Annotated in this window: 14 protein-coding genes; 11 read left to right on the top strand and 3 right to left on the bottom strand. The window is 59.5% G+C overall.

Annotated elements, in window-relative coordinates:
* Window positions 1-301: hypothetical protein (locus BN871_RS28140; RefSeq protein ID WP_374725867.1), on the top strand; the 301-nt coding region annotated here is incomplete at its 5' end.
* Between the two features lie 539 nt (window positions 302-840).
* Here the strand turns inward: BN871_RS28140 and BN871_RS01370 are convergent.
* The 3 genes from BN871_RS01370 to BN871_RS27325 form a co-directional block, all read right to left on the bottom strand.
* On the bottom strand, window positions 841-1,836 hold the full coding sequence (locus tag BN871_RS01370; RefSeq protein ID WP_021878768.1) for an N-acetylglucosamine kinase: 996 nt from the start codon (window positions 1,834-1,836) through the stop codon (window positions 841-843).
* Between the two features lie 21 nt (window positions 1,837-1,857).
* Window positions 1,858-3,129, bottom strand: a complete 1,272-nt coding sequence (locus BN871_RS01365; RefSeq protein ID WP_232312741.1) for a 6-phospho-beta-glucosidase — start codon at window positions 3,127-3,129, stop codon at window positions 1,858-1,860.
* Between the two features lie 284 nt (window positions 3,130-3,413).
* Window positions 3,414-3,683 (bottom strand): hypothetical protein, encoded by a 270-nt coding sequence (locus BN871_RS27325; RefSeq protein WP_049868696.1) that lies wholly within the window; start codon window positions 3,681-3,683, stop codon window positions 3,414-3,416.
* Here BN871_RS27325 and BN871_RS01360 point away from each other — a divergent pair.
* The 10 genes from BN871_RS01360 to BN871_RS01320 all read left to right on the top strand — a co-directional run.
* Window positions 3,673-4,536 carry a MurR/RpiR family transcriptional regulator gene (locus BN871_RS01360; protein WP_048743915.1) on the top strand — a complete coding sequence of 288 codons (864 nt, stop codon included), beginning with the start codon at window positions 3,673-3,675 and terminating at the stop codon, window positions 4,534-4,536. The two genes, BN871_RS27325 and BN871_RS01360, sit on opposite strands and share 11 nt — an antisense overlap.
* A 300-nt stretch (window positions 4,537-4,836) precedes the next feature.
* Window positions 4,837-5,751, top strand: a complete 915-nt coding sequence (gene murQ, locus BN871_RS01355) for an N-acetylmuramic acid 6-phosphate etherase (RefSeq protein WP_048743914.1) — start codon at window positions 4,837-4,839, stop codon at window positions 5,749-5,751.
* A 62-nt stretch (window positions 5,752-5,813) separates the two neighbouring features.
* A complete protein-coding gene (locus BN871_RS01350; protein ID WP_021878764.1) occupies window positions 5,814-7,253 on the top strand; it encodes an ABC transporter substrate-binding protein in 1,440 nt (479 codons plus the stop codon).
* A 175-nt stretch (window positions 7,254-7,428) separates the two neighbouring features.
* Window positions 7,429-8,337 carry a carbohydrate ABC transporter permease gene (locus BN871_RS01345; protein ID WP_048743911.1) on the top strand — a complete coding sequence of 303 codons (909 nt, stop codon included), beginning with the start codon at window positions 7,429-7,431 and terminating at the stop codon, window positions 8,335-8,337.
* Between the two features lie 18 nt (window positions 8,338-8,355).
* Window positions 8,356-9,216 carry a carbohydrate ABC transporter permease gene (locus tag BN871_RS01340; RefSeq protein ID WP_048743910.1) on the top strand — a complete coding sequence of 287 codons (861 nt, stop codon included), beginning with the start codon at window positions 8,356-8,358 and terminating at the stop codon, window positions 9,214-9,216.
* A 78-nt stretch (window positions 9,217-9,294) separates the two neighbouring features.
* Window positions 9,295-10,089 (top strand): GNAT family N-acetyltransferase, encoded by a 795-nt coding sequence (locus BN871_RS01335; protein WP_332310195.1) that lies wholly within the window; start codon window positions 9,295-9,297, stop codon window positions 10,087-10,089.
* On the top strand, window positions 10,016-10,261 hold the full coding sequence (locus BN871_RS29830; RefSeq protein WP_332310194.1) for a GNAT family N-acetyltransferase: 246 nt from the start codon (window positions 10,016-10,018) through the stop codon (window positions 10,259-10,261). The genes BN871_RS01335 and BN871_RS29830 overlap by 74 nt, the downstream gene beginning before the upstream one ends.
* 2 nt (window positions 10,262-10,263) lie before the next feature.
* Window positions 10,264-10,971: a PIG-L deacetylase family protein gene (locus BN871_RS01330; protein WP_048743908.1), complete on the top strand. Its 708-nt coding sequence runs from the start codon at window positions 10,264-10,266 to the stop codon at window positions 10,969-10,971.
* Between the two features lie 82 nt (window positions 10,972-11,053).
* Entirely contained in the window at window positions 11,054-12,196 is a 1,143-nt protein-coding gene (locus BN871_RS01325) for an exo-beta-N-acetylmuramidase NamZ domain-containing protein (protein WP_048743907.1), read from the top strand.
* 120 nt (window positions 12,197-12,316) lie between these two features.
* Window positions 12,317-12,582, top strand: a 266-nt coding sequence (locus BN871_RS01320; protein ID WP_048743905.1) for a BadF/BadG/BcrA/BcrD ATPase family protein, incomplete at its 3' end; no start/stop codon positions are given.

The raw sequence follows: 12,582 nt of genomic DNA, 5'->3' as shown, positions 1-12,582 counted from the left end.
CATTGGTTTAGTTTTATCAGGATGTGGAACTGTTGAAAACGGTAAGACCGCTTTATCTGAGAAATCGGAAGCCACATCAACTCCAAAAACTGTTACAACGACGGGAAAAGCTGCAGACGTTGAATGGGAAGCTGAAATCAAGGAAATTGCTGGGGCTGCTTTGAGTCCTACCGAAAAAGCTGATAAAACCGAAAGCCTAGCAAGAACCTATTCAAAATCGGTAGCCGATGACGAACTCAAGGTGTTTGAATCGTTTATCGTTGAAGAATACAAGAACGGAAATTATTTAAAAGGACATTAAAAACGATTCATATATGCTAACCAATATATTTAAATCGGTAGTTATCGAAAAGCATTATGATGATGCTAAAGCCACACCTATTGATAGATTCGCTTTCGATTTCTATCAGAACACCAAATATACTTACCGAGGTGCTGATGCTGTAGATAGCGACTCGGTAAAATCGAACGAAGAGCAAATGGACAAATCTCTTTCCAAGATCAAATAACACAAAAGATCCCCCGTAGCCATACAGGCCGGCGGGGGATTTTTTATTGTAACAGATACAGTATTTTTGTTTCGTTGTCCCATTTGACGCTATAACCGAGCGCCTGCAGCATCTCGGCAACTGGTGTGACGAGCTTTCCGTCGACGATCTGCCCTGTAGCCAGCTACTTGTTATAGGCAGGAACAAATTCAGTCTCTGCTAAGGGTGTTGAATCGAATTCGGCAAGCAGATCTGCCACGGTACCGGCATATTCTTCAGATCCACGGCGCCACTGATGCCAGCAACTTTTCGGAGGATCCGCCGACGTGTCGCTGTCTACCGTTGATTTCCGCTACTGCACGGAGCCCAGAACCCGCTCCCGGACCGTCTTCTCCGCAGGCTTGCCGTGCGCCAGCTCCAGCGCCCAGAGGACGGCGCCGGCAGCAGGCGGAGCTTCGAGCAGGACATAGCGGCACTCTTGCCCGGACAGGCTGCCGACATGGTGCCTGAACCGGTCCCGCATGACGGGGGAGGCGGCCTTGACCCAGACGGAGCCGGCCATGACGATGTCGACCGGCTCCTCTCCGAAGTCGAGCCCGCGGATGCAGCCTGCAGCGGACAGGGCCATCTGGCGGGCGGAATGATCGACCGCCGCGAACGCCGCTTCGTCTCCCGAAGCGGCGGCTTCGAGCAGCACGGTGACGAGCTCCGTATACGGCAGGGAGCGGGAAGCCGCCGCCTCGACGACTGCCTCGATGTACCGTTCCTTGTCGTCCAAGCCGAGCAGCCTCATGACCGGATCGGTCATGGCGGTCGGCTGGCCGAGCCGGAAGAAGGCGTCGTAGACGATGCGCAGCGCCCGGCGCGCCAAGTAATAGCCGCCTGCCTCGTCGCCGGACAGCTCGCTGCCGACGCCGCCGATTTGCAGCCGCCGGCCGGAAGGCGAGATGCCTCCGGTGCAGGCGCCCGACCCGTTGATGGAGCAGATGCCGCTGCCGGATTCGCTGCCGGCCTTCACCCCGAGGAAGCTGTCGTTGTCCATCGCGAAGCGTGCGAAGCCGAGCTCCCCGATGATCCGGTTCAGGCTGGCTTTCTGGGAGGCGATATCCGCTCCGGCCAGGCCGAAGGCGGCTGCCGCAGCATCCTCTGCGCGCAGCCCGTTGCGCGAGAGGAGCAGGCCGAGCTGTTCTCCCATGACCCGCTTGGCGCTGATGTAGCCGTCCTTGAACTGCTCGTGGCTGCAGGTGCCGGAGCGGATGGAGTCGATCTTCCTGCCGTCCAGATCGAACAAATAATAATCGGTCTTGCTGTTGCCGCCGTCAACGCCGATGACGCATGCGTTCTTCATGTCATGATCCTCCCCGGCGCCTTATGCGAACTGCGGGAGATATTCCCGGTGAGCTTCCTTCAGCTCGTCGAAGCAGGAGCGGGCCGCGTTGTAATCGCCGACGAGCGGGTTCATCATGAGGGCGCGCATGGCCGCTTCCTCGCTGCCGGACACGGCTGCCGCCACCGTCTCGCGCTCGTAGGCCTTGATCATGCGCATATAATCGCGGATATGGCCGTTGTCCAGATTCGGCAGATGAATCGGCTTTGCTCCGTCCTTGCCGATGACGGCGGAGATTTCCACCGCGTCGCCGTCTTCCATGAAGCCGAGAGCGCCGTTGTTCAGCAGGTTGACGACATGAACCTCCTGCTTGTCGTTCCAGATGGCGTCCACAAGGCTGATGGCCACCTCGGAGTAGTTCGCCCCGCCGCGGGATGCCAGCAGCTCCGGCTTCGTATGAAGCTTGGCGTCGGCATACATGCCGAGCAGGTCCTCCTCGATCTCCATGCAGCGTTCTCCGCGCGATTGCCGGCTTTCCATGAGTATCTTCAGCTTTTTGTTTTTGAAATAGTAATATTCCAGGTAAGAAGAAGGAATGGCGCCGACGAGCTGCACGAGCTCCTTGCTGAAGCCGCTGGAAGGGATGTTCTTCATCGTCTCGCTGTTGAGGCCGACGTCGAGCGCTTCCTGCAGGTAGTCCTTGCCGTCGTGCTCGATGGCCGTGATCCAGCTCAGATGGTTCAGGCCGACATAGGTGAGGCTGGCGTCGGGCAGCTCCATCGAAGCGCGGATGCTCTTGAACATATTGTAGGGAACGTTGCAGAGGCCGAGCATCTTCACCTTCGTATGGGTGAGGATGGCTTCGGTCAGGATGCCGGCCGGGTTGGAGAAGTTGATCAGCCAGGCATCCGGGCACAGCTGCTCCATGCGCCTGGCGATGTCGAGCATGACCGGAATCGTGCGCATCGCCTTGAAGAAGCCGCCGATGCCGCACGTTTCCTGGCCGATCATGCCGTGCTTCAGCGGTATGCGCTCATCCAGCACGCGGGCAGGCAGCTTGCCGACGCGGATCTGGCCGAGCACGAAGTCCGCTCCGCGCAGCGCTTCGTCCAGATCCGGAGTAAGCACGACGCGGCAATCCATGCCGGCCGCTTCGATCATGCGGCCGCTGAGTCCCCCGACGATGCCGAGCTTCCGCTCGTCGATGTCCATCAGCGCGAGCTCGCTGAGCGGCAGTCCTTCCTTGCGCTTGATGATGCCTTCGATCAGTTCGGGCGTGTACGTGCTGCCGGCTCCGATAATGGCGATTTTCATCCCGTATTCCATCTCCTTTAGCCTTTGCTGGTCCAACCGGACGCTGAGAAATGCGGCTTGCCGTCTGTCCGCGCGAGCGGCTGTCGATCTCCGCCGCCAAGCCGGCGAAGCCGTTTTGCTGGGGTCTTTCCGTTATGTGGGCTATTCTAGCACAGGTTTTCCGGTACGGGAATGAAAAATTGAAATTTTTATTCGAATGATATATAAATAATTAAAATAAAATTTTAGTATCAGGATGGAGACAGCCGGATTCCTCTTTATCGTCATCCTGGATCGAGACTTCTCTATTCCGCGCGAGCCTTCAGCGGCCCGAAGTGAGATTCCAGCCGTTTTGCTTGGACAACCCTTGTTTTTCGCGCCGGGAGCGTATACGATAATGGCGCTGAACAAGCAGATTTCATCGCCAGCCAAGCGGCGGCAGCCGAGCCGATCGCATCGTCCTTTCGAGCGGCGACGGCGGACGGCCGCTTCAAGTAGAAAATAAAAAGAATGCTGCGCACTTCATAAATCTTTATTTCAACCGGAAACGGCAGGAGGCGGCCTATGGCAATCAACGACAGCGTTCTCATCAAAATCCGTGAGCGGAAAGACAGCCTGACTCCTGTCGAGCGCATGGTAGCAGAGTATATTTTGGAGAACAAGGACGAGATTCCGCATCTGTCCATCAAGAACCTTGCGCAGGGAAGCCGGACCAGCGACGCGTCCGTCCTGCGCTTTTGCAAGACAATGGGGTTCAGCGGCTACCGAAGCTTCATCGTGAGCATATCGGCCGCGCTCGGCTACAAGGAAGAGACCGGCGAGGAGCAGTATACCGACATCCAGCCGGGAGACGACCTGCAGACGATCATCTCCAATATCGGCCGCAACAACATGATGTCCATCGAGGACACGCTCAGCCTGCTCGACCGGGATGCCGTGGCGCGCGCGGTCCAGGAGCTCCGCACCTGCAGCCGCATCTTCCTGTTCGGCATCGGCGCATCGGGACTCGTGTGCGAGGATGCGGAGCAGAAGTTCACGCGCATCAACAAGAACTGCCACGCCTATCTGGACGGCCACAGCCAGCTGACGGCCGCGACGCTGCTTCGCGAGGGCGACGTGGCGATCTTCGTCTCGAACTCGGGCGGTACCGAGGAGATTCTGGACTCTCTCGACATCGCCTGCAAGAGCGGCGCCCTGACGATCGCCATTACCAAGTACGGCAAGAGCGAGCTGTCCGAGAAAGCCGATCTGCTGCTCAGCATCTCCACCCCGGAGATCACCATCCGCAGCGGAGCGATGGGCTCCCGGATCGCCATGCTGACCGTCATCGACATGCTTTTCGCCGGGGTGGCGAGCGCGGACTACCAGCAGGTGAAGCATTATCTCTCCCGCAGCCATAACATCATCGCCAGCAAACGCAGGAGATAGCGGGAATCATGTATTCAAACCTTCCCAAAAAGGGGCATTCGGGGCTTGAAGCCCCGGATGCCCTTTTTTTGCGGGATGCGGAAAACCGAATTTTATGTTAACTTAACTCCCATGAAATTCATCTTTTTGGACAAGATCTGATATAAAATATCAACATAATGTTTTATTTTAAAAATTTATTTCAAAATGTATTGACCACCCCGTTTGCGAATGCTTAATATTAGAGATGCAAGACGCAATCAACGAATCGATCCGCAGGCGCCTTGGCGCCGCGATCCAGATCACGTTAGGGGAATCAAGATGAATGAATACCTTGCCAGCTTGACGACGGAGGGAATCAATCCCGATACGCTGTCCATCGACGATTGCTCGACCGAGCAGATGCTGCAGCTGATGAACCGGGAAGATGCCAAAGTGCCGGCGGCCGTAGCGGCCGAGATTCCGCTGATATCCGAAGCCGTGGACGTCATTTACGAATCGTTGTCGAACGGGGGCCGCATGTTCTACATCGGAGCCGGAACCTCGGGAAGGCTTGGAGTGCTTGACGCCTCTGAATGTCCGCCGACCTTCGGCGTTGATCCGCTCCTTATCCAAGGGTATATTGCCGGAGGGGACCAGGCGCTGCGGACGGCGGTTGAAGGCTGCGAGGACGACGGGGACGAAGGCCGCGCGGCGATCGACCGGATCGGCGTCACCGACAAGGATGTCGTCGTGGGCATTTCCGCCAGCGGCAGCGCCGCCTATGTCATTGAAGCGCTTCGCCGGGCCAGCGAAATCGGAGCGGCCGCCATCGGGATCGTCAACAACAAGCGGACGCGGCTCAGCGAAGTGTGCGACATCTGCATCGCGCCGGTCGTCGGCTCCGAAGTCATCTCCGGCTCTACGAGGCTGAAGGCGGGAACGGCGCAGAAGCTGGTCCTCAACATGCTCAGCACCTGCACGATGGTGAAGCTGGGCAAGACGTACAACAACCTGATGGTCGATCTGAAGGCGAGCAATAAGAAGCTGTACGACCGGTCCCTGCGCATCATCCAGAACGCTTCAGGGGCGGATGAGGCGACTGCGGCACGCGCTCTTGAAAGGGCTTCCAAGGACAGCAAGCTTGCGATCATGATGATCAAGACCGGCCTGGAGCCGGACGAGGCGAGGGCGGCGCTGGACGCCAGCTCCGGCAACCTCAAGGCAGCGATACGTATCTGCGCACAGGCCAACTAAACCGCTCAGGGCCGGATGCGAACCTATAGAATTGGCTCACCAATAAAAGGGAGGATCTTGAAATGAAAAAAAGATCAAGATTTGCCGCAACCGCACTCGCGCTCGTCGTCTCTGCCGGCGTCGTATCCGCCTGCGGAAGCAACAATGACGGCGGCAATGCCGCAGCCGGCAACACCGGCTCGGAAGGCGCCGGCGCCAAGAAAGACACGATTACTGCCCTTCTGCCTCCGGTATCCGCCAACTTCCAGGCCAACTTCAACCAGATGGAAGCCGAATTCACCAAGCAATACCCGAACCTGACCCTGAAAATCGAGCCGGCCAGCTGGGAAGACATGACCCAGAAGCTGGATACGCAGGTGAACGCCGGCAGCCCGCCGGATATCGCCTTCATGGGCTCGGAAGGCATCTCCAAATACGTTCCATTGGGCATGGTGATGGACATCAAGGACGCCGCGACGCCGGAGATGATCGCCGACTTCGACGAAGGTCCCCTGAAATATATGTACAACGGCGACGGCCTGTACGGCTTCCCGGCTTACATGGAAGTCCACGCGATCGGCGGCAACAAGCCGTTCCTCGAGGAAGCCGGCATTGATTGGAAGAAGGTGCAGCAGAACGGCTGGACGTTCGACGAGTTCCGCGAGGCGATCAAGAAGGGCGTCGTGAAGGAAGGCAATACGACGAAGCGCTACGGCTTCGTATTTGCCACCGCGGGCGTTACTTCCAAGGACTATCTCGGCATTCTCGTCAAGAACGCCGGCATGCCTGCCGCCTTCGACAAGGATCTCAAATATGCCTATACCAGCAAGAACTATCTGACGCTGCTGACGAACATCCGCCAGATGATCGACGACGGCTCGATGCCCAAGGAGCTCAGCTCCATCGACGCGGGCAAGCGCTGGAACATGTTCCTGACCGGCCAGACGATGATTACGGGCAAAGGCATGGCCGTCTTCGAGAACTCGTCGCGCCTGAACAACGAGAAGATCGACAAGAACGACGGCAGCGCCGTCAAGGACAGCATCAAGACCGATTACGTCGTGCTTCCGGTGCCATCCTTCGCAGGACAGCCGGCCGTAGCCAACTCCATCGTCGACGGCTACGTTACGTTCCGCGGCAAGAAAGAGCCGACGGCCGAGCATAAAGCGAACGTCGCCAAGGCAGCCTACTTCCTCGCCAGCGGCCAGGTTGCGGCAACGACCAACGGCGAGCTGTTCTCCGCTCCGATCACGAAGAGCTCGCGCAAAGCGGCCGAAGGCATGGAGAGCAAGCAAAGCCCGGAAAACAAGGCGGCGGTAGAGCATCTGCTGTCGACGGCCGCTCCCGCCCGTCCGGACATCCCGGCCGAGCTGGGCGCCAAGGCGATCAAGCTGGAGACGGAAGTCATCGTGCCGAAGCTGCAGGCGCTGCTCGCGGGCGAAACGACACCGGAAAAAATGTACGAGGACGTGAAAAAGGCCGCCATCGATACGTTCGGCGCGGACGGAGTCGTACAGGATTAGCCTCCAGCTCGGATAGCCGCCACAAGCGGCTATCCGATCTCTTTTATCGGATCGGAAACAAGGACAAGCACAAGCTTTATCCCTCTACTCCAGGCAAGCGAACGCCCGCCGGTCAAGGCGGCCAAGTCGATCTGCTTGGAAGCCCACCAGCGGAAGCGGAAAGGAGTCCTGCATCATGGCAAGAGAAGCTTCAACCATCAAGACCAAGTACCGCTTGAACAAAGGGGACGGAGCCTGGGCCTACGCCTTCATCGCCGTTGCTCTGGTCGTCTACGCCATGTTCACGGCCTACCCTGTCGTCAGCGCCTTCATCATCAGCTTCCAGGACTACAAGCCGCTCGGCTCGTCGTATGTCGGCCTCGACAATTATGTCTCCGTCTTCCAGAGCAGCCTGTTCTGGAAGTCGATGGGCAATACCGTGCTCTACACGGTGCTGACCGTCCCGGTCGCGCTGATGCTCAGCTTCGGCGTGGCGATTCTCATCATGCCGCTCAAAAAATGGATGCAGACGAGCTTCAAAGCGATCTACTATCTTCCGGCGGTCGCCTCCGGCGTCGCCCTGTCCGTCGTATGGCTGTGGATTTTCGATCCGCTGCAGTCGGGCATTCTGAACCAGCTGGTCGGAGTGTTCGGCATCAGCAACCAGAACTGGCTCGGCGCAAGCGCGACCTCCATGTTCTCCCTCGTGCTCATGTCCTGGCTGTCCAGCCACGGAACGAGCATCATCATCTACGTCGCCGCCCTGCTCGGCATCGACAGCAGCTATTATGAAGCGGCCGATATCGACGGAGCCTCGTTCCTGCAGAAGATGTGGCATATCGTCCTGCCCTGCCTCAAGCCAACCACGCTGTTTCTGCTCGTGACCGGAGTCATCGGCTCGTTCCAGGTGTTCCAGAACGCTTACCTGATGACCGGCGGCGGACCGGACCATTCCACGACGATGGTCGGCCTGCTGATCTTCGACACGGCATTCAAATACTTTGAATTCGGCAATGCCGCGGCGCAGTCGCTCGTACTCGCTCTCGTCATCGCCGTCATGGCCTTTATCCAGTTCAAGTTCCTGGGCAAAGACGTGGAATATTAAGCAGGAGGAGGCCGGGATATGGGCTTATACAACACTCACTTAGGCAACACGATGCTTCGCAACGTCCGCAATGCCGTCATCATCTTCCTCCTTCTGCTGTTCGCGCTGGCGACGCTGTTCCCGATCTACTTCATGTTCATCTCCTCCTTTGGAGATCCGGTGGAGGCGGGTGCGGTCAGCTATTCCTTGTGGCCGGAGAAGATTACGCTCGATTCCTACAAGTTCTTCTTCGATTACAGCGAGTATTCGTACCGTTGGCTGGGCAACTCCCTGCTCGTCGCGACCGTGACGATGGCGTCCAACGTCGTGTTCGCCACGATGGCGGGCTACGCCTTCGCCAAGATCCGGTTCCGGGGCAGCAAGGCGCTGTTCGGAGTCCTGCTCGTCGCTATGATGATTCCGTACCAGGTGACGCAGGTTCCGCTGTACATCCTCATCGTCAACGTCTTCAACATCTCCAACTCGTATACGGCGCTGATCGCGCCGAGCCTGGTCACCGTCTACAACATCTTCCTGGCCAAGCAGTTCATGGGCTCCATACCGAAGGAAATTCTGGAGAGCGCCAAGGTGGAGGGCTGCAGCCAGTGGCAGATCTTCACCCGCATCGTCATGCCGCTGTCCAAAACCGTCATGGCCGTCATGGCCATCCTTACGTTCATGGAATCGTGGAATACGTTCTTCTGGCCGTTCCTCGTGACCAACACGATGGACATGCAGACGATCCAGGTCGGACTCAAGAACTTCCGCTTTGCCAATACGACGTACTTCGCCCCGATGATGGCGGGCGCGACCGTCTCGGCGCTGCCGATGTTCATCCTGTTCTTCAGCCTGCAGCGCTACTTCCTGGAAGGCGTCACCGTCGGGGCCGTCAAAGGTTAACGAGCCGGCGGGCGGGAGGAAACCCGCCGGGCTGAAGCGATGCCGGCCGGGAGGCCGGCAAAGGAGGCGGAAAGCATCATGATCGTCGCTTGGGACAACACCTATGAAGAGGAAGCGGTCGCGCTCTGGAACGGGGAAGCCGTGCGCGACGGCTACAAGGAAATGAGCGGGGAGCGGTTCCGCTCCTCCATGACCGGGCATCCGAGCTTCGATGCGGGGACGGCTTTCGTCCTGCTGGAGGAAGGCCGGGTCGAAGGCTTTGCCGTCGGCTGCGCGGGCGATGATCTGCCGCTCGGCGACGTCGCCGGTTATATCACCTGCGTCGTCGTCCGCAGCGGCCCGGAGGCGGATGCCGCCCGGAGCCGGCTGCTGGATGAGCTGGAGCGCCGGTTCCGCGAGCTGGGCAGGAAACAGGCGGAGGTCCTCTTCTTCAATCCGATGAGGCTGCCCTGGTACATCCCGGATACGCCGGGACATGAGCACAACAACGCTCCCGGCGTTCCGGCGGGAAGCTCCCTTCACCGCCTGCTCCTGGAGCGCGGTTATGCCGAACGGGCCCTTCAGAAGGCCATGTATTTGCCTTTGGCGGATTTCTCCGTGCCCGATGAAATCCGGGCCAAGGAAGAGCGGGCCGCATCTGCCGGCTACCGGGTGGAGCGGCTCGACGCCGCGCGGCATTCCGGACTGGCAGAGATGCTGGAGGCGCTCGGCAACCCGCTGTGGAAGCAGGAGATCGCTTCCGCCGCCGCTTCGGGCGTGCCGGTGCTGCTCGCCGCCCGCGAAGGGCGGGCGGCAGGCTTTGCCGGGCCGGTCATCCGCGAGGACTCCGGGCGCGGCTACTTCGCCGGCATCGGGGGTCGAGCCCAGCCATGAAGGACATGGACTCGGCACGATCCTGTTCTTCCGCCTCTGCGAAGCGTTCCGCTCCGCCGGCGCGGAGTACATGTCCTTGTACACCGGAAGCGGCAATCCCGCTTTGCGCATCTACGAAAAAGCCGGTTTCCGGACGGTGAAGGAATTCGCCGTCATGAGAAAGGAGCTCTGAGCATGAGCGAGAGAAAACCATTGACGATTCTTGGAATCGGCGCGCATGTAGGCGACGTCGAGCTGGTGGCGGGCGGCGTGCTCGCCAGCCATTTCCTGAAGGGCGACCGCATCGCGACCCTCGCGTTGACTGCCGGAGAGCGCGGCGTGCCGGACGGGCAGGACGTAAACGAGTACCGCGAGCAGAAAGTCCGCGAAGCCCATACGTTTGCCGGCATGCTCGGCGGCGAAGCGAGGGTGTTCGAGATTCCCGACGGTGAAATTCCCGACGACGAGGCGATCCGCCTGCGGGTGTGCGACGTCATCCGCGAGGTGAAGCCGAACATCATCATCACCCATCCCTGCAACAGCATGCACAAGGACCATGCCACGACACACCGGATCGTCAACGACGCGCGGTTTTTTGCCGGGCTGAAGGCGATGGAGCGGGAGCATCCGGCCCATTTTGCCGGCAAGCTCTATTACGGGGAGAACTGGGAGGACGCGGTCGGCTACGTCCCTTACGTCTATGTCGACTTCGACCAGGCGGCGTTCGACCTCTGGATCGAGGCTTTGTCCACCCATTGGTTCGTCACCGGCAGCAAGTCGTTCAATTACATGGACTATTACAAGAGCCTGGCGCGCGTGCGCGGCCTCGAAGCCCGCAAGGAATACGCGGAGACGTTCATGATTCCGCCGGAGACGATGCGCCTGCGCCAATCCGAGCTGTAGGCAGCCGCGAACCAGGGGAGCGGCTTCGGCCGGATAGCGGGATGCGGCGGATAAGCGGCATCTGCCGCAGAAGGAGGCAGCGATGACAGCCATTCAGAACGGCATCGACAGAATCTCGGATTACGACGGCCTGCTGCGCGGCAAGCGCATCGGCCTGATTACGGCTCCGACCGGACTCGATGCGGAATTCCGCTCCACGATCGATCTGCTGCATGAGCGGTACGGCCTTGCGGCCCTCTTCTCTCCGGAGCATGGCGTGCGCGGGAATCTCGGCGCCGGCGATCTGGTGGATGCTTATGTCGACCCTCAGACGGGGGTTCCGGTCTACAGCCTCTATCGCAAAGATTCCAAGAGGCTGACCGAGGAAATGCTGCGCGAGGTCGATATCGTCGTGTATGATATCCAGGATGTAGGCACGCGCTACTATACGTTCATCTATACGATGCTGTACGCGCTGGAGGATTGCGCCGCCGCGGGAATTCCCTTTGTCGTGCTGGACCGGATCGATCCGCTGGACGGCGTGACGGTCGAGGGCAATGTGCTGAGGGAGGAGTTCAGCTCCTTCGTCGGCGGGTATCCTTTGGCCGTCCGCTACGGCCTGACGGCCGGGGAGGTCGCCTCGATGGCCAATGCGGAGCGCGGCTGGAACGCCGAGCTGCATGTGGCGGAATGCCGGGGCTGGAAGCGCGGCATGCTGTTCCCGGAGACGGGACGCGCGTGGATTCCGCCTTCCATGGGCATTCCGAGGTTCCATACCGCGCTGCTCTATCCCGGAACATGCCTGTTCGAGGGGACGAATCTGTCGGAAGGCAGGGGCACGACGGCGCCTTTCGAAACGATCGGGGCTCCCTTCGTGGACGGCGAAGTGCTCGCCAAGGAAATGAACGGCTTGAAGCTCCCCGGGGTGCATTTCCGCCCGGTGCATTTCAATCCGTATATGTCCAAGCACCAGGGCTCCCTGTGCGGCGGCGTGTATGTGCATGTTCTGGACGTGAGGGCGCTTCGTCCGGTGGAGACAGGCGTACGGCTGCTGTTCAAAGTCAGGGAGCTGTTCCCGGCCTTCGAATACCTCGCTCCTTACCGCAAGGGCGGCAGGCCGTTCATCGACCTGCTCGGCGGGGACGAGGGGTATCGGACGGAGAGTCCGGACGCCTTGCTGGAAAGGTTCGCAGACGAGGGCCGTCTGTTCGCGGAGCGCAAGAAGGCTTATCATTTGTACGAATAAGCCTGAAATCAGAGCCAGGAGAGTTTCGCCTTGTTTGGTCCTAAATAGATGGATCCTTGCAGCGGCGGGCGCTCACTGCGCTGGAGATATTGCACAGACTTGAAGCTTGGGGGAAACAGCATGAGCTATGTGGCGGGACTGGACGGAGGCGGCACCAAGACGGCCGTGTCGGTGGCGGACGAGAGGGGCGAGGTCATTCATTCCTTCCCTGCGGGACCGCTCAATTACAATGGCCACGACGAGCAGCGGGTCGAAGCCTCGATCCGGGAAATCTGCCGCGGGCTGGAGACGGCTTGCGGCTCGCTGGCCGCCGTTACCGACCTGTGCATCGGCGCGGCCGGGGTGAGCAACCCTTCGGCCGGAGGCCGCCTGCAGGCCGCCCTCCG

Source organism: Paenibacillus sp. P22 (genome assembly GCF_000469945.2).
Classification (GTDB): domain Bacteria; phylum Bacillota; class Bacilli; order Paenibacillales; family Paenibacillaceae; genus Paenibacillus_O; species Paenibacillus_O humicus.
The sequence above is the reverse complement of the archived record's forward strand: the minus strand, read 5'-3'. Positions and strand labels throughout refer to the sequence as shown.

Coding starts and splice junctions, on each gene's coding strand:
- BN871_RS01360 (WP_048743915.1), top strand. CDS start 3,673: ATGGCAATCAACGACAGCGTTCTCATCAAAATCCGTGAGCGGAAAGAC.
- BN871_RS01345 (WP_048743911.1), top strand. CDS start 7,429: ATGGCAAGAGAAGCTTCAACCATCAAGACCAAGTACCGCTTGAACAAA.
- BN871_RS01340 (WP_048743910.1), top strand. CDS start 8,356: ATGGGCTTATACAACACTCACTTAGGCAACACGATGCTTCGCAACGTC.
- BN871_RS01330 (WP_048743908.1), top strand. CDS start 10,264: ATGAGCGAGAGAAAACCATTGACGATTCTTGGAATCGGCGCGCATGTA.
- BN871_RS01365 (WP_232312741.1), bottom strand. CDS start 3,129: ATGAAAATCGCCATTATCGGAGCCGGCAGCACGTACACGCCCGAACTG.
- BN871_RS01325 (WP_048743907.1), top strand. CDS start 11,054: ATGACAGCCATTCAGAACGGCATCGACAGAATCTCGGATTACGACGGC.
- BN871_RS01350 (WP_021878764.1), top strand. CDS start 5,814: ATGAAAAAAAGATCAAGATTTGCCGCAACCGCACTCGCGCTCGTCGTC.
- BN871_RS01370 (WP_021878768.1), bottom strand. CDS start 1,836: ATGAAGAACGCATGCGTCATCGGCGTTGACGGCGGCAACAGCAAGACC.
- murQ (WP_048743914.1), top strand. CDS start 4,837: ATGAATGAATACCTTGCCAGCTTGACGACGGAGGGAATCAATCCCGAT.
- BN871_RS01335 (WP_332310195.1), top strand. CDS start 9,295: ATGATCGTCGCTTGGGACAACACCTATGAAGAGGAAGCGGTCGCGCTC.